The 16,662-nt window shown below is 51.2% G+C and carries 16 protein-coding genes; 1 reads left to right on the top strand and 15 read right to left on the bottom strand.

Annotation, left to right across the window (positions count from 1 at the left end; translation table 11 throughout):
• Positions 1 to 124: 124 nt before the first annotated feature.
• The 15 genes from ACGG9R_RS07095 to ACGG9R_RS07165 form a co-directional block, all read right to left on the bottom strand.
• A complete protein-coding gene (locus ACGG9R_RS07095; RefSeq protein ID WP_390153238.1) occupies positions 125 to 472 on the bottom strand; it encodes a hypothetical protein in 348 nt (115 codons plus the stop codon).
• Positions 473 to 474: 2 nt separating this feature from the next.
• Positions 475 to 834 (bottom strand): Asp23/Gls24 family envelope stress response protein, encoded by a 360-nt coding sequence (locus ACGG9R_RS07100; RefSeq protein ID WP_022105713.1) that lies wholly within the window; start codon positions 832 to 834, stop codon positions 475 to 477.
• A 7-nt stretch (positions 835 to 841) separates the two neighbouring features.
• The gene (gene efp / locus ACGG9R_RS07105) at positions 842 to 1,402 is read right to left on the bottom strand and encodes an elongation factor P (RefSeq protein WP_022105712.1); all 561 of its coding nucleotides are present in this window, start codon (positions 1,400 to 1,402) and stop codon (positions 842 to 844) included.
• Positions 1,403 to 1,418: 16 nt separating this feature from the next.
• The gene (locus ACGG9R_RS07110; protein ID WP_390153243.1) at positions 1,419 to 2,459 is read right to left on the bottom strand and encodes a M24 family metallopeptidase; all 1,041 of its coding nucleotides are present in this window, start codon (positions 2,457 to 2,459) and stop codon (positions 1,419 to 1,421) included.
• A 352-nt stretch (positions 2,460 to 2,811) separates the two neighbouring features.
• Positions 2,812 to 3,324, bottom strand: coding sequence for an NYN domain-containing protein (locus ACGG9R_RS07115; RefSeq protein ID WP_022105710.1), 513 nt, complete (start codon positions 3,322 to 3,324; stop codon positions 2,812 to 2,814).
• A 90-nt stretch (positions 3,325 to 3,414) separates the two neighbouring features.
• Complete coding sequence (gene rlmB / locus ACGG9R_RS07120) at positions 3,415 to 4,275, bottom strand: 23S rRNA (guanosine(2251)-2'-O)-methyltransferase RlmB (protein WP_390153247.1); 861 nt, start codon at positions 4,273 to 4,275, stop codon at positions 3,415 to 3,417.
• Positions 4,265 to 4,735, bottom strand: a complete 471-nt coding sequence (locus tag ACGG9R_RS07125; RefSeq protein WP_390153249.1) for a Mini-ribonuclease 3 — start codon at positions 4,733 to 4,735, stop codon at positions 4,265 to 4,267. Before ACGG9R_RS07125 ends, rlmB begins: the two co-directional genes overlap by 11 nt.
• Positions 4,725 to 6,170: a cysteine--tRNA ligase gene (cysS, locus tag ACGG9R_RS07130; RefSeq protein ID WP_390153252.1), complete on the bottom strand. Its 1,446-nt coding sequence runs from the start codon at positions 6,168 to 6,170 to the stop codon at positions 4,725 to 4,727. Before cysS ends, ACGG9R_RS07125 begins: the two co-directional genes overlap by 11 nt.
• A 936-nt stretch (positions 6,171 to 7,106) precedes the next feature.
• Entirely contained in the window at positions 7,107 to 8,456 is a 1,350-nt protein-coding gene (glmM, locus tag ACGG9R_RS07135; RefSeq protein ID WP_390153255.1) for a phosphoglucosamine mutase, read from the bottom strand.
• A gap of 132 nt (positions 8,457 to 8,588) precedes the next feature.
• Positions 8,589 to 9,509 carry a YbbR-like domain-containing protein gene (locus tag ACGG9R_RS07140; RefSeq protein WP_390153258.1) on the bottom strand — a complete coding sequence of 307 codons (921 nt, stop codon included), beginning with the start codon at positions 9,507 to 9,509 and terminating at the stop codon, positions 8,589 to 8,591.
• Positions 9,506 to 10,330 carry a diadenylate cyclase CdaA gene (cdaA, locus tag ACGG9R_RS07145; RefSeq protein ID WP_390153261.1) on the bottom strand — a complete coding sequence of 275 codons (825 nt, stop codon included), beginning with the start codon at positions 10,328 to 10,330 and terminating at the stop codon, positions 9,506 to 9,508. Before cdaA ends, ACGG9R_RS07140 begins: the two co-directional genes overlap by 4 nt.
• Positions 10,331 to 10,675: 345 nt before the next feature.
• Complete coding sequence (gene sdaAA, locus ACGG9R_RS07150) at positions 10,676 to 11,563, bottom strand: L-serine ammonia-lyase, iron-sulfur-dependent, subunit alpha (protein ID WP_390153264.1); 888 nt, start codon at positions 11,561 to 11,563, stop codon at positions 10,676 to 10,678.
• Between the two features lie 445 nt (positions 11,564 to 12,008).
• Positions 12,009 to 12,671, bottom strand: coding sequence for an L-serine ammonia-lyase, iron-sulfur-dependent subunit beta (sdaAB, locus tag ACGG9R_RS07155; RefSeq protein ID WP_390153267.1), 663 nt, complete (start codon positions 12,669 to 12,671; stop codon positions 12,009 to 12,011).
• Between the two features lie 355 nt (positions 12,672 to 13,026).
• Complete coding sequence (locus tag ACGG9R_RS07160; protein ID WP_390153269.1) at positions 13,027 to 14,352, bottom strand: LPO_1073/Vpar_1526 family protein; 1,326 nt, start codon at positions 14,350 to 14,352, stop codon at positions 13,027 to 13,029.
• A 238-nt stretch (positions 14,353 to 14,590) separates the two neighbouring features.
• A complete protein-coding gene (locus tag ACGG9R_RS07165) occupies positions 14,591 to 15,361 on the bottom strand; it encodes an adenosylcobinamide amidohydrolase (protein ID WP_390153272.1) in 771 nt (256 codons plus the stop codon).
• 212 nt (positions 15,362 to 15,573) lie between these two features.
• Here ACGG9R_RS07165 and ACGG9R_RS07170 point away from each other — a divergent pair, with 212 nt between their 5' ends.
• The gene (locus ACGG9R_RS07170; protein ID WP_390153275.1) at positions 15,574 to 16,617 is read left to right on the top strand and encodes a zeta toxin family protein; all 1,044 of its coding nucleotides are present in this window, start codon (positions 15,574 to 15,576) and stop codon (positions 16,615 to 16,617) included.
• Positions 16,618 to 16,662 lie beyond the last annotated feature (45 nt).

Raw genomic sequence — 16,662 nt, forward strand, 5'->3', positions numbered from 1 at the left:
GCTATGAAATTTCCTGTCTTACATACATGGTTTCCCATGGCACGCAGGCCAGGCGGATCCATCAGATCCTGCCGGAAGCAGTTTCCCTAAAGAAACTTTGGCGGCAGGATCTGATAACACCCGTTCACTCTACCATTTCAGTAATCGTCACATCAATGCTTTCGATGTCCTCTCTTCTAAGCGAAGAGAAGACATTCTTCACCACCATCTGGATATAGCGGGCAGTCTCCTGTACCTGACAGCCTTTATGCAGTGCGACAGAGATCGCCACCTTCACACGTCCATCCTTCAGATTTCGTATCCAAAGCCCGCGATGAGCCTTGAAGCCAAAAGCCTGACTAATCCCCTGCATCAGGTACTGAAAGCCATCCGCGGTGAAATGAGATACCTCAGGCATGGCAAGCAGAGCCTCTTCAATTTTCTGATATACGACTTCTTCCGATTGTTTCTTCTCTGCTTCTTCACCGGACATCTCTATTTCTCCTCACCGAAAACGATGCGTTCCACATTGACATTGACTGCATTCACTCTAAGGCCCGTAGAATCTCCGACGCTTTCCTTGACTGCTTCCTGCAGCTGTAAAGCGATAGCCGGCAGGCGTTCGCCATGCCAGGCTGCCACGTAGAGATCAATGACGATACCATTCTCCCGGATGGAGACACGCACGCCTTCTGCTTCCGCATCACTGATGACAGCAGAGATCCCATGAGAAAACCGATCATCCATCCCGTAGATCCCCTTCACATGGAGCGCTGCTTCTCGGGCAATGACTGCAATGACCTGGTCCGATACACGAACGGTTCCCAGGTCATTTTTTACTTCTGCAGTTTCCATATAGAAATTACTTTACGCGTTCGATGTAAGCGCCGGTACGGGTATCAATGCGGAGCATTTCACCTTCATTGATGAAGAGCGGTACAGAGACGACATAGCCGGTTTCCATCTTAGCCGGTTTGGAACCGCCGGTCGCTGTATCACCGCGGATGCCCGGTTCGGTCTCTACGACTTTCAGCTCTACAGAGTTCGGGATATCGACGCCGATGATGGTGCCGTTGAAGAATACGACATTGCATTCCATTTCTTCCTTCAGGAAGTTGATCTTGTCGCCGAGCTGTTCTTTGTTCAGCATGATCTGTTCATAGGTTTCCGTATCCATGAAGCAGTAGGAACCATCAGCTTCATACAGGTACTGCATCGGTTTACGTTCTACAGTAGCCGGCTGCAGTTTGATGCCTGCATTGAATTTACGTTCTACGACAGAGCCGCTCTGCAGGTTTTTCAGCTTAGCACGTACAAAAGCTGCCCCTTTGCCTGGCTTTACGTGAAGGAATTCAATACACTGCCATACCTGTCCATCCAATTCTACGGTAATGCCTGGGCGTAAATCGTTACTAGAAATCATTTAGTTTTTCCTCCTGCTACACTCTTAAAAATTTCTTTGGGAATTTAGTCAAGATGGAGATTCCATCCTTTTCTATTACAACCGTATCTTCGATACGGACTCCACCAACACCTGGGATATAAACCCCCGGCTCCACAGTTTCTGTCATACCTACGCAAAGGACGGTATGATCTCTTGGCGACAGCGTGGGTGTTTCATGGATCTCCAGTCCTACACTGTGTCCCAGCGCATGACCGAACCACTTATCCAGATCCTTCTCTTTCAGATATTTTCGGGACTCCTGATCCACATCTGCTGCTGCAAGGCCAGCCCTCAGTATCTTTTCGATATGCTCATTGCATCCCAGCACCGCATCATAGATGTAGCGCTGCCGCTCTGAGATCTCCCCGACAGCCACCGTCCTCGTGATATCCGAGTGGTAGCCATGGTAGATCGCGCCGAAATCAAAGGTGACGAGATCACCTTCTTCGATCACCTTATCTGTCGCTGTCCCGTGAGGATAGGCAGACCGCCAGCCGGATGCCACGATCGTATCGAAAGATTTCCCTTCCGATCCGGCCTCCAGCATCGCACACTCCAGGATCGTCCGAAGCTCTGCCTCTGTCACGCCCGCCTTGATATAAGGCACGGTCTTCTCAAAGCCCAGATCGGAAATCCGGCATGCTTCTTCGATGAGGCGGATCTCTTCCGCGCTTTTGATCTGGCGCAGCGTATCAGGCACTACGAAGACGAAATCCGTTTCCGGCAGTACCTCATCGAAAGAAAGATACATCTTATACGTCATGCCCGCTTCGATCCCGAAACGAGTGACGTGATGCTTTGCAGAAAGCTCTCCCACCGTCTTCGCCAGTTTTCCGGCATAGTCGATGATGGTAAAGCCCTTCGCTTCTTCCTTCGCCTGCTCTGTATAACGGCTGTCTGTCAATAAATAGCAGTCATCAGCCGTTAAAAAGAGATAGCTGTCAGATCCGGTAAAGCCAGAGATGTATCGGCAGTTTTCATCCTTCTCTATGAAAGCTGCATCTACACCGCTTTCTTTCAGAAAATCTGAAATCATTGCTCTTTCTATCAACATATATCACCGCTTTCTATCATCTAAATATATTACCGTATTTACCCTCTTTTGTCCATGAAAAAATTAAGAAGGTCAGAGATCTCTGCCAATCGGGCAGGGTGCTCTCTGAAATGCAGGACCCGCTGCACTCTCAGGCCCTTTCGAACCTGTGCCGCAGCAAAATGAAAAGCCGCCCGATAGGTACCGGGCGGTGATGAGATCGTTGTTTGATCCTCTCTTGCACGTTCATGCAGCAAGCGGATAGGGAGACAGCGATCCACGTAGTGAGTATACCGACGAAGTGTTTCATGAACATGCTTACAGCGTCAGACTCCTCGATGGGATCGGCATTCCCCTAGTTCCCATTTCTGAGCTGATTCAGCTTATCCTGCACAGACTTTGGAAGCGCGCGGCCGATCTCGCTTCGAAGATTTTGATTGTTATGATGAGAAATGAAAGTGGTCTGCACTTTCTTGTCTTCATTCACTGCACGGATGAGATCATCGACAGCCACACGATATGCCCCATTCCCAAGGACCTGACTCTGTTCCGGTCCATCCGAAGTGACGACGTAGATCGAGCGGTACTCCTCCCTGCGGTCATAGGACTCTTTTTCGATATAGCTGTCAGCCGTCATGCGGCTCGGTGTGAAAACAATGGTGAAATTTTTCCCCATCTTTTCGATCCTGGCCTTATTCGAGCTGCCCTGTCCATCGAAGACGACGATCATCTCCAGATTGTTGTGCGCCCCGTAGTCTTCCAGAAGATCGATCAGCTTTTTGCGGCTTGACTCGAGGTCCTCCCGGTCAAAGACCTTCGGAAGCCAGAAGATCACGTTGTAGCCATCGACCAAGTATAAATCTTTCATAATACGGCTCCTTGCTATTCAGTAACGGATGACCAAAGATCGGATGAAGCGGATGACGGGCGGCGGGCCCCCTCTCACGCCGGAGATCTGTCACTCACCTCTCTGCTTCGCCGCCTCATAAATAAGGAGCGCAGCTGCCACCGAGACATTGAGCGAAGAGACCTTACCTTTCATCGGGATACGGACACAGAAGTCACAGAGTTTTCTGGTGAGAGGCGAGACGCCCTTCCCTTCCGCGCCCATGACGATGACCAAAGGCCCCTTGAGATCGGCATCATAATAGAGGCTTTCCCCATCCATATCTGCGCCCACGACCCAGAAGCCTTTTTCTTTCAGCCCCTCCAGCGTCTGACGGATGTTTCCCGTCTGGCACACCGGAAGATAGGCAAAGGCTCCGGCCGCTGTCTTCATGGCCGCCGCCGTGACGGGCGGGCTCTTGTGCTTCGGAAGGAGGACAGCCGCCGCTCCCGCGCACTCTGCCGTGCGGACAATGGCGCCCAGATTTCTCACATCCTCCAATCCGTCCAACAGGATGAGGATGGGCTCTTTTCCCTCCCAGTCCGAGAGCACTTCGTCAAGTTCTGCATATTCATACGGTTTGAGGAGAGCGGCTGCTCCCTGATGCACGACACCGCCAGCCATGGCATCCAGCTTATCTTCTGCGATCTCAAGCACAGGAAGTCCTTTGCTTATAGCTTCTTCTGCGATCCGGGCGAGCCTTTCATCTTTCCGGCCTTCCTTGATGAAGACTTTGCGCACCCGATCAGCCCGCAGGAATTCAGTGACGCTGTTTCTGCCGAAGGTCATGAGCGAGTCATCCTGCACGGGACGAACCCCATCACTGCTTCTCCGCTTCGGCGGTCTTTTCTCCCTGTGCCTGGCAGAAGGAAACCGGCCTTCCGCCGGTTTTTCCCCCCTCTGTTTTCTATTGCTTTGCTTTTTAGTCTGCATGTTGGAATTCTCCTGCCACATACTTCAAGCTTTTTTGGAGGATGAACCGCAGGCGTTCCTCCTCTCCCGCAAGCTTCAGATAGCCAAGAAGAGCTTCAAAAGCAGTGGCTTCACGGTACTCTTCGACAGTCGCACTCTTCGGTACCGTACTCGATGTATTTCTTCCTCGCTTGCACACCTTGAGCTCTCTGTCATTCAAAACTTCGCGAATCTCAAAAAGGATACGGCTCTGCCAGCGTGCCGATACGATTTCCGAAGTCAGCGTCGAAAGGATCTGCACCTGGTAGATCCCGGTATGGATGAGTGCATCCCGGATGAAGAGGGACCAGACAACATCTCCCATATAGGCGAGCGTCAATGCATCCATAGAGAAAGCATCCTGCTCCGTGAGGGGCGCAGCCTGCTTTCCCATCTTTTGCACCATCTGTTTTTTCAGAAATAAAACTCTCTTAAACTCCACGTTTCTTCCACCTTGCTCCTGTCGGGGTATCTTCGATCACGATACCGATGTCCCCCAGCTTATCACGAATCTCATCAGCCAGCTGATACTGCTTTGCTTTGCGGGCAGACTGGCGGACCGCAAGGATCACATCCATAAGGTCGTTGTAGTCCTTGTCATCATAGGCCTCCTGCTTCTTCCATTCCTTTTCAAGAATGCCGAGGATGTCTAAAATGGTCTTGAAGGTCTTGCCTGCCTTTTCAAAAGCCGCCTTGTCGAATGCGATACCGCCATGGACTTCATTGTAGTATACATTGATCGCTTTGGCGATCTCAAACATAGCACCTGTGGCAAGGCCGGTATTAAAGTCGTCGTCCATCGCTTCATGGAAGACTGCCATCGCATGATCAGAAGCATCGGCAAGTACTTTGGAGGCTTCCGTGACTGCACTCCCCTCAGCAGAAGAGAGCTCTTTCACGCGAGCAATGACGTCTTTCAGTTTTTCCATATTCTTTTCCGCTTCTTCCAGACGGTCATCAGAGAAGTCGAGCGGGCTTCTGTAATGGGTGGAAAGCAGGAAATAGCGGAGCGCATCGCCGGAGTATTTTTCCAGCACATCTTTGACAAGGAAGAAATTATTAAGCGATTTGCTCATCTTTTCCGAATTGATGGTGATGAATCCATTATGCAGCCAGTAGTCTACGAAGTGGCAGCCGGTGCAGCCTTCGGACTGTGCGATTTCATTTTCATGATGCGGGAAGATCAGATCGCTGCCGCCGCCATGGAAGTCGAGTGTATTGCCCAGATAGTGGGTGGACATGGCCGAGCATTCGATGTGCCAGCCCGGGCGTCCCTTACCCCACGGGCTTTCCCAGAATGGTTCGCCGGGCTTTGCCGCTTTCCAAAGTGCAAAGTCTCCCGGATTTCTCTTTTCATCATTGACTTCGATGCGGGCGCCAGCCAGCATATCTTCGATCTTGCGTCCGGAAAGCTTGCCGTAGTCTTTGAATGTAGAAATGTCATAGTAAACATCGCCGCCAAGGACATAGGCATGCCCCTTCTCGATCAGTGTCTTCACCATATCGATGATGTCCTTCATATGATCGGACACTCTCGGATAAATATCGGCACGGCGGACATGGAGCTTATCCATGACTTCAAAGTACGCATCAATGTAACGATCGGAGATCGTTTTCCAGTCGCTGCCTTCCGCATTGGCTTTATTGATGATCTTATCATCAACGTCCGTGAAATTCTGTACAAAGGTCACTTTATAACCGATGAATTCCAAATAGCGACGGATGATATCCCAAGTAACAGCCGGACGAGCATTGCCGATATGTGGATGGTTGTAGGGAGTGACGCCGCAGACGTAGATCTTCGCTTCTCCTTCTTTGATCGGATGGAATACTTCTTTTTCTTTTGTCAGTGTGTTATATACCTTGATCTCTTCCATAAAAGCCTCCTGTTTAATTATATATGGTATATTGTATTTTTTGAATCGCTGCATAACATGAGGAAGCCGGTCATGCCATCTTCTGATTTTCACGTATAGAAATCATGGCTTCCTCCTATGGCGCCTGAAACAGCTCGATGTTTTTGGCAAACAAAAACCACCGCCTCACAGAGACGGTGGCCCGCTATTCCACTCTGTCGGCCGAAGCCGCGCAAAATGTTTTTATCGCAAACACATTACGGAAAAGGATACTTGCGAAAACACTGGTCGATCGCAGGAACAGTATTCCCCTGCTTTCCCCTTTTCAGCTCCCAAATGCATTTCCTTACGAATCACCTGGATAGTTTCACCGGTCCTATCCTCTCTGAAAAGCTTTTCGAAAGTACTTCTTCTGTTCATCGCCTGCATATGATATTGACAAATGAAGCATCCACAGCTGACCTGGCTTTTGACCCCACACTCGCCTGCTGGAGCTTTAGCTACCCGGCGCTCGCCTCTCACAACTCACTCTCTCGGTTTTCCCGGCAGGACTTACTTCTAAACCGCACCATGCTCAGCAGCCCTTTTGACTGCGTTACGTGGATCGTTTTGGCTGCGACTGCCATCGACTTTCAGCCACAGACCTGTGATGCTTATTGATTATTATAGATGGAATAGGGATATTCTGTCAAGGGGATTTCGTGACTAGTAACTAGTGACTGGTAGCTAGGGATTAGGGATTAGGAGAAAGCGGTGATTGAAATAGCGCATTTGGCACACTGACCGTTCTGCAAGGAAGATCTCTCGGCTACGCTCGAGATGACGACGGCGCGAAACGCTATCAAAATTCTGCGGCGCTTCATTATTATTTGCGCCGCACCACCATTCCGCATTTCTCATTTCTCATTCAAGCAGAACCAAAGGACGCACTTCCTCGGGGCTAACCCTGTATGTAACTTAGTTATTTTCTACTCCAAGCTCATGCTCTACAACGGAGGCAATGTCATCAATGATCCGTTCAAGCTGATTGATCTCCTTGCCCTCCCCCATGACACGGATGAGCGGCTCCGTGCCGGATGCACGGACGAGGATGCGGCCATCGCTGCCGAGTTCTTCTTCAGCAGCACGGATGGAGTCACGGATGAGTTCATTGTCTTCCCAGCCATTCTTGCTGTAGACCTCGACATTTTTGAGGATCTGTGGGTACGTGACCATGAGGTGATTGAGTTCGGACATGGTCTTTCCGGATTCACGCAGGACCTTCAGCGTCTGCACCGCAGTGATGAGGCCGTCGCCTGTCGTATTGAATTCTGGGAAAATGATATGGCCGGACTGTTCACCGCCGATGGAGTAGTCATGCTTCAGCATTTCCTCAAGAACATAGCGGTCGCCCACCTGTGTGGATACCGTCTGACAACCGTTTTCCTTCAGGGCTTTGCCAAAGCCAAGATTGCTCATGACAGTGCCGACGACCATATTCTCATGAAGACGTTCTTCTTTCTTCATCTGGAGGGCATTGATGAGCATCAGATGGTCACCGTCCATGACCTGTCCTTTTTCATCGACAAAGAGACAGCGGTCTGCATCGCCGTCATTGGCGATGCCGCAGTCTGCGCCAAGCTCCAGGACCTTCTTCTGCAGTGTCTCGATATGCGTGGAGCCGCAGCCGTTATTGATATTCACACCATTTGGTTCATGGAAGATCGCAGTGACTTCTGCCCCAAGCTCTTCCAGCATCGCCGGCAGGAAATCACTCGCTGCGCCATTCGCAGAGTCTGTCACGATCTTAAGACCTTTGAAATCGCCCTGTACAGTCGAAAGGACATGTGCTCTGTACTTATCAGCCAGCTCGGGGCGGTGCGAGATCACGCCGATCTTATCCCCTGTCGGACGCGGGATTTCTTCATCATGACGAAGGATATTTTCGATATCTTCCTCAGTCTCATCTGGCAGCTTATAGCCATTTTTATCAAAGAACTTGATTCCATTATCTGGGAATGGATTGTGTGAAGCAGAGATCATGACGCCGGCATCATAGCCTTCCGTGCGGGTGAGGTAGGCAATGCCCGGTGTCGGAATGACGCCTGCAAGATCGACATCAACGCCAGATGCACAAAGACCGGCAGAAAGAGCCGCTGTCAGCATGGAGCCGGAAATGCGGGTATCCATACCGATCAGGAAGCGATGCTTACCGCTGGCCTTGCAGAAGTACGCGCCTGCCGCGCGTCCGAGCTGGTACGCCAGCTCCGGCATCAATGTGGAATTTACGAGTCCACGCACACCATCGGTACCAAACAATGTAACCATTTTATTTCCTCCCAATAATTTCTTGATAACTTTCGTATTCTACCGCGAAGGGACCATTTCGTCAACAGGGCGGGAAATGGACGCCGGGAAAATGCGGATCGAATTCCAGGATCCGGTAGGACCGGTGTCTCTTTAATCCTTATCTATTTCTATCGTGACCGTCGTCTGTGAAACGGTGATACTGCCGCCTGCGGGCTTCGGGATGGTCACGGTCTTCCGGATCGTATCGCTGGCCCCTGTGACGTCGATAGGATCAAGACTCAGTACACTGTTTTTTTCGAAGTAGCTGATCGGCGCAGTCAGTGTAGCGACGGGCGGATCGACGGTGATCTTACCCACCTTGTATCCTTTGGCCGGTTCACCTGTCGTTTCCGCCTTCATCGGCAGATTGCCGATCCTTGTTTCCTCTTTCATCTTTACATTGATGCGGACCTGGCTCGGCATCACATCAAGACCGGTGACGGTATTGCCATCTGCATCAAGTACATTCACACTGTCAAATTCCACAAAGTTCTTGTCCTTGCCGGATACATTGACAGAGACCACGGCGCGATCCGCCTCTGCGATCTTGGAAGAGCTTCCCGCGATCGTGATCGTGTCCGGTGTCGCTTTGCGGCTTTCGACTGAGAAATTCGCATCCGGTGTACCGAAGACTTCGATCACGGCAGGGAGTGTCTTCACGGCATAGGTGTCGATATTGAGGTCAAAATACTCCGGCGTGACCGAGATGACGGATTCATCCCCCGGTACGGAGATATGGATCTTCGTATTCGGGAAATCGCCATCGGTAAGACCAGAAAGGTCGACATAGGCTTTGATGTTATCTGAACGCATATAGACCATATCGCTCCTCGGCATGCGGATCTTTGCCTTGACTTTGTGAGGCACATTGGTCGCCACCAGCGAGCGATCCAGATTTCTGACTTCCACTGGGACCGTGTAGGTATTCTCCACCATCGGATTCTGTTCATTCATCACGTACACCCAAAGGGCGCAGGCTGCGATCAGACAGAAGATTTTGGGTAGCCACCACTCATGTTTGGCAAATCTCATTTTAGGGGGCTCCATTTCTGTAATACATCACTGACATTCTTCGGCTTGCCTTGCATCAGGTAGTTGCGAAGTATATTTCTAAGGCTCTCTGCATCCTGACCACGATAAATATGACCACCATAGGTGTAGGATACGATGCCCGTCTCTTCGCTGACGACCACCACGACACAGTCTGCCTGTTCGCTCATACCGATAGCCGCTCTATGGCGGGTACCCAGTTCGGAAGAAAGGCTGTGATCCCGCGTCAGCGGGAGCAGACAGCCTGCCGCCATGACACGGTTCTCACGGATGATGACCGCACCATCGTGCAGCGGAGTATTCACGATGAAAATATTCCCCAAAAGCTCCTTGGACACCAGCCCCTCGATGCGAATGCCCGTATCGATGCGATCATCAAGACCGACGCTTCGCTCAAAAACGATAAGGGCGCCAATCTTATTCGCGGACATGACCATGGCCGCATCGACGACATCATCGATCACGTGATCCCACTCGATCTCATTCATCATGCGGGAGGAAACATAGAATTTCCCGCGGCCGATCTGCTCCAGCGCCCGGCGCAGCTCCGGCTGAAAAACGACCGGAAGAGCGACGATGAGGACAGTCATCAGTTTATCCAGGATCCAGCTGACTACATGCAGCTGCAGCCATCCCGCCAGCACGGTAAAAAGCCCGAGAAATACCAGCCCTTTCAGAAGAGCTGTCGCTCGGGTATCCCGGATCAGGATGTAAATACGGTATAAGAAAAAAGCGACTACCAGGATGTCCAGCACATCCCAAAGCCGCATGGTCATAAAGAGTCCCTGTATCTGACTTGACATAGTAGTACCTCATAAAAATAAGCAGAGCGATATCGCCTTCGGGCAAGCCGGCCTTTGAAAACAATTCTGGTCTCATTTTATCATGAATCACTGCACGTGAAAAGAGGAATCCGACGTCCGGACTCCTCTTGCCGACACGCTCCACATCGCTGTCTTTCGGAGAGAACGCAGGCTGTCTATCACCAGGGAAACGCTGATTCAATCGCAGAGTCAGATTTTACAAGAATTTTTATACATAGCTTCGTCATAACCTTCCTTAAATAGCTCGCTATTCGCGTCAGGTGATTCCTCGCCATGCATAAAAATCCAAGAGTAAAATCAGACAACGATTGAACCAGTGTTTCCCTAGCAGCCAAGATGTTTCGCTTTTTCGTCGAGCTTTGCTTGGATGCGCTTACCGGTCTCTGTCATGGCAAGACCAGCGCGGCTGGTTTCCTTAAGCTCGACAGGAAGCCTGCGCCCCACATCCGCCATGGCAGAAATGACTTCATCTGCAGGAATGGCACTTCGGACCCCATTCATGACCATTTCCACCGCAACCAGAGCGTGGACAGCATGGAACGCATTCCGCTTCACGCAGGGGACTTCGACAAGTCCGCCGACAGGGTCACAGACAAGGCCCAGAATATTTTTCAGCGCAAGCGCGAAGGCATCCGCCATCTGTGCATTCGTCCCGCCCAAAAGGTCTACAGCCGCCGCTGCCGCCATCGCAGTCGCAGTGCCGCATTCCGCCTGGCAGCCCCCGACCGCCCCTGCGATCGATGCCTTCTCTGCCACGACCTTACCGATCGCGCCTGCTGTAAAAAGTGCTCGCGTCATGTCATTCATGGTGGCATTCACTTCTTCCGAGACCGCAGCCAGTACCGCAGGCAGAATGCCGCAGGAGCCAGCCGTAGGGCATGCCACGATGCGATACATCTTGGCATTCGCTTCCGCTGTCGCAACGGCATATGCCGCCGCGCGCTGACAGACCGGAGAGAGGAAGCGCATCTTGCCTTGGAAAAGGCGATTGGCATCGCCTCCGACGAGGCCGCTCGAAGACTTCGCCGTATCGGACAGCCCCTCCTGGATCGACTGCCGGAAAATAGGGATCATATTTTTCATACGTTCCCAGACGTCCTCAAAAGACTTTCCACTCTCCTCTGCCTCTTGGCGGCAGGCAAGCTCCCCCGGAGCACAGTGCGCCGCATCGGCAGCAGCAAAAAATTCAGATAATGTATGGTAAGTAAGCATGTTTATCTCCTTGGAATAGGTAGTTGTTGGTTCAAAAGGTTCTGAAGGGAGGGCAGGTTTAGGGTTCAGGGTTCAGGTTGATGGGTTCAGGGTTGTGGTGGCAGCTTCGCTGCAAAATATATATTTGCGGCGAAGCCGCCACCTTCATTCCTAATTTCTCATTTAAGCAAAGCTTTCAAACGGAATCACGAAGCGGCACTCCCCACGGGCTAACCCCGAAGTTTGAACGCGGGAATAATTGGCTAGGGATTAGGGATTAGGGATTGGGGATTAGGAGTAACTAATGACTTAAATACCATCTTCGGACATCCCATCTATACGCCGCGGCGCATCCATATTTTTATGCGCCGCACCACCACGCCTCACTCCTCACTCCTAACTCCTAACTAGAAAACGCAAATCTTTCAAACGAAATCAAAGGACGGTACACCCCCACGGGCTAGCCCTAAATAATATCCATTGCCATTGCGTACACGATGTTGGCATTCGAGGCAGCGATCTCGTCAGCAAGCTTCTGCGAGACGCACTGGTCCGTATGGATGATCATGACTGCTTCATCCCCTTTTCCCTTGCGGAAAAGACGCATATTGGAAATATTGATCTCTTCGGCAGCGAGCGCGCGGCAGACCTCAGCCACGATCCCCGGTACATCGTGATGACGTGTAAGGAAGGTGTACTCTTCTCCCGTGATCTCGACAGGATACCCATCGATTTCTGTGATCAGCACACGACCTCCACCCAGCGATCGGCCCACGACCGTCACATGCGCGCCATTTTTGCCGTAGGCTTCGATCTTGGCCACATTCGGATGTCCCATGTCATCTTCGGAAAGGGCAAAGGAGATCGGGATCTCCTTCTCTTCTGCAATGTGCAGTGCATCACGGATGGAGCCGCTGTCCGGCGCATAGCCCATCAGCCCAGCTGCCAGCGCACGATCGGTCCCATGACCTTTCCCTGTTTTTGCAAAAGAACCATAGAGTGTGATCTTCGCTTCTTTCAGAGGTTCTCCCAGAATGCGGCCTGCGACCTGCCCGATGCGTGCCGCTCCTGCGGTATGTGAGCTGGATGGCCCGATCATGACGGGACCGATGATATCGAAAATTCCCATTTCTCATTCTCCTTATCCTATAACGGTAAAGTCAGTCCGGGAAGTACAGGTGACTTTAGGAAACGCTGATTCAATCGCAGAGTCAGCTTCTACAAGAATTTTTATGCATAGCTTCGTCATAGCCTTCCTTAAATAGCTCGCTATTCGCGTCAGGTTATTCCTTACTATGCATAAAAATTCAAGAGTAAAATCTGACAACGATTGAATCAGTGTTTCCTTGATTCCATAATAAAAATCTGCCCCAAAGGGCAGATCTCCTTCAAGCACAATCGCCCCACGGGTGAAATCCGGCATTGAATCAATGATACATGTGGTTGTCTAGTTTTCAAAAGGCATGGCCCGATCGCCAGCCGCATCACATCCAGTGGCTGAGGTCGAAGTCTTCGCCAATGGTCTCACGGATGCAGATCTTGGCGATGTACATGCCCATGAGTGTCAGTGACGAACGGCGAAGGAGGCTCGTATCCCAGGCATCCTGCAGCTTGACCAGATCCGGAGAAATGCGGCCAAGGATATAGCTCATTTCCTTCCTGTCATACGGCGCCGGACGAGACTCTGTCAGTGCCTGCAGGGTACTTCTCATGACGGCATCCTCGATGCCAAGATCATCCAAAAGTGATGTCAGCATGGCTTCGTCGACAGCCGCCAGCTTGTAGTAGGAATTATACAAGCTATTGACAATGACACCGGCCGGCCAGGAAGGACGCACCGCTTCCAGCTCACTCTTCATGCAGCCGCGGAAGGCAAAGACGAAGGGATATGAATCATGCAGCACCTGTCCGAAAGGATCCTCTTTATTCTCAAGAGAAATGCAGTGCAGGTACTCGAGCTGCTGATAGCCGCTGTATTCGTTCGGAAGCTCGCCCACAAAAGGCGTGATGTACTTTTCTGTATATTTTTTGAGGTGTAGGGCATCCACGTTATCCGTATTTCTGGAGTAGTGGAAAATGAGCAGCAAAGACAGCGCGTGGAATCCGGTCTCCTCCATGCGCGGCATAGCTTTCAGGGCATCGTAGGCAAGGATGGTCTTTGTATCCGACCTGTTTCCATGCGCCACATCCGAGAAAGCATCCGAAACCATGGCGAGCACGACCGGTGTCGGCATCATGACATAGGTGCGCTGGGCATTCTGCATCGCTTCCTGCACCATGATATGTGTCAGCGTATCCACCAGCTCCCGGTCGTTCATGGCGAGCTTCTCGATGAGATGATGTGTCACTTTGCGTGTATCCTGCTCTACTGTCCGCGATACAGCACCGTAACGGTTCAGGAAATGGCGGACAAAATACTCCTCGAGCGTATCCACCTTGGGGTGGTCCTCCAGGATCTTGGGCGTAGGCTCCGGCGGAAAGGGACTCTTTTTCGCAGAAGCCACCGCTTCAAAGGGCGCTGTATTTTCAAAATCCTTTTTGGCAAAGACGCGCGTCTTTTCTTCCTCGGCATCGTCCTTTTCGATGATCGGAAGGATCTCTGTCGCATCATCGACGGCAGGCTTTCCGGCGATCGGAGAAGCGGCTGCTTTTTCTTTAGAAATCGTAGGAATTTCCATGGTCTTATCCAGATCGGCCATGATGGGTTCTGCATTTTTCTTCCTTCCGGGCAATCCGAATATCATGAGACAGGTGACCGCAAAGAACAGAAGAACGACCCCGGCAAGGACCAGGTAGGGAATGATAAACATCGATGCTCCTTATATACTCTCTTTACTTTATAAAATCAAATCAGTTACATGGTATCATATTTTCCTTTTGACTTCAATCATATACGATGGGAGGTTCACCCGTGAAGATGCGCCCTTGACGTGCGAAGTGGTTCTGCAGCTTCTTGCGAATAGCCTTCCTCAAACAGCTCGATGCTCACGTTTTTTCCACACTCTTTGGCATCTCTTGAAAGAGGGATAAAATGGCTGCGTGATCGGATCAGCCTTTGCCGAGCTTCACCGCCTTTGGTGTTCGAAGCTCTTCGAAAGCATTCCACGGCTTATCGTAGGTGACCAGACACTCCGTCACAGAGTCGTAAGCCGCTTTGGCAAGAAATGACCCCAGTTCGGAAAACGGACCTGCATCCGTATAGCGTTCTGCTCCGATCTCCGTCACAAGTGTGATGCCGTCCGTTCCTGTTCCTGTAGCCGGACGCCCGTTATTCACATCCGCGATGCCCAGATCTGAAAGCGCTGCGCTCTTTCCTTCTGTCAGCGTGATGAAGCTTCTCGCCATGATGCCTTCAGGAAGACTTCCATGGATGAGGACCATCATATTGATGGTGCCGACAGGCGCAAAGTGACCATCCCTCTCCCGATACAGCGGCTTTGACGATGCGCGGCAGGCTGTCTTTTCCACGCCTCCCGTGGTCACGATCTCTACCATAAGATCTCCGGATGTGAAAACCTTGTGCGAGTACTGATACACCTTCGCCGCAGTCAGAAGCGCACTGGAGGTTTCCGGATCGGCCCCCTCCTTTTCAATACAGCGTTTCAGGTATGCGGCTACCGATCCGCCGGGAAAATCGGACTCTTCCCCATAAAAGGTTCTGAGCCTTTGATTCATCACAGCTCTCACACGGCGCAGACCGCCGCCATAGATCGCAGTCGATAGTGAGAGATGCTCTTTGTCAAAGGAGATCAAAAGGCTGTCCTCGCTGACACGAAGACGGGCTCCCGGCACAGCGAGAGAATGGATAGTGGGATACATGGACGTCGACCTCTTTTCAATGAATGAATGGGCAGAAACACGGATGACGCTCTTCCCGATGTCGTCCGTATTTCTACGCTTCATTATATCACGAGCGATCAGCAGCCAGAGCGCTCCCCCGCATTGCCCCTTATTTCCTTATGGACAAACCCACACGCCTTTGCTATGATAAGAGCAAAATATTTCTGTTTTAAAAAGGAGTTGGTACGGCTATGCCCTATGACGAGCGGACACTTTGTGAATTAAGCGAATCTGCAGAAATCACCCCTATAGGAATCCAGCTGGAAGTGAATGCGGAAATTTTCAATACGCTTCACAACCTGCTTTGCACCATGCGAGAGGACAAAGACATCTCCCCTTCTGATGAAGCACGCCTCTACAAACTTTGGCGGCAGACCATCCATGAAATGTCACTGATCGAGCTTCGGAAAGGCCGCGGCCTCCCTATGTCCGAGCAGATCTCGATGCTGCGCGAAGCCTATGACATAGAGACTAAGTACATGGCGGACCAGATCTTCCGTCCTGTTTCCAGCGTACAACTGACAAAAAAACTCATCGAGAAGGAAAGCAGCTTTGATGAAGAAGAGATGAATGCCTTCTTCCGAAAGACCATCTGGCCATCTATCCGTCTGGGAAAGAAAGGCGGGCAGAAGCATCCCACCGCCTTCATCATCGCAGGACAGCCAGGCTCGGGCAAGACGCGCATGTCTTCCATGATCATCGAAGAGTATGATGGAAATATCGTACAGTCCATGAGTGATAATTTCCGCGGTTTCCACTCTCGTTATAAAGCTCTCATGAAGAAGTACGGGCAATATTGTGCCTATTTCTCCATGGCTCAGGGGCAGTACCTCTCAGACCTTGCCATGAAGCAGGCCGCCGTAGAACGTTACCACATCCTTCAGGAAGGATCCCTAGAAGATGTCTCCCACACAAAAGAATACATCCGTTATCTGAAAGAGCGCGGCTATACCATCTGCGTGCTCCTCAGGGCCTGCCCCAAAAAGGAAAGCTGGAAGGCCATCCACCAGCTCTTCCTGCAGCAGCGTCTGAAAGCACCCGGACTCTCCCGTCTCATCACGAAAGAACAGCATGACAAGGCATGCCTTTCCTTCCTTTCTGCCACCAATGACCTCATTGCACAGAACTTGATGGATCGGCTCATCATCAAAAGCCCCAAAGGGCTTCTCTATGACAGTGACGATATGCCCACAGAACGAGTCAGTGAGCTTCTTGCGAAGCGAATGACAAAATAAAAAGAGGCCGAAAGGTCTCTTTTTTTACGCGCCGCAGCAAGAAAT

Source organism: Dialister sp. i34-0019-2H8, assembly GCF_042846925.1.
Classification (GTDB): Bacteria; Bacillota; Negativicutes; order Veillonellales; family Dialisteraceae; genus Dialister.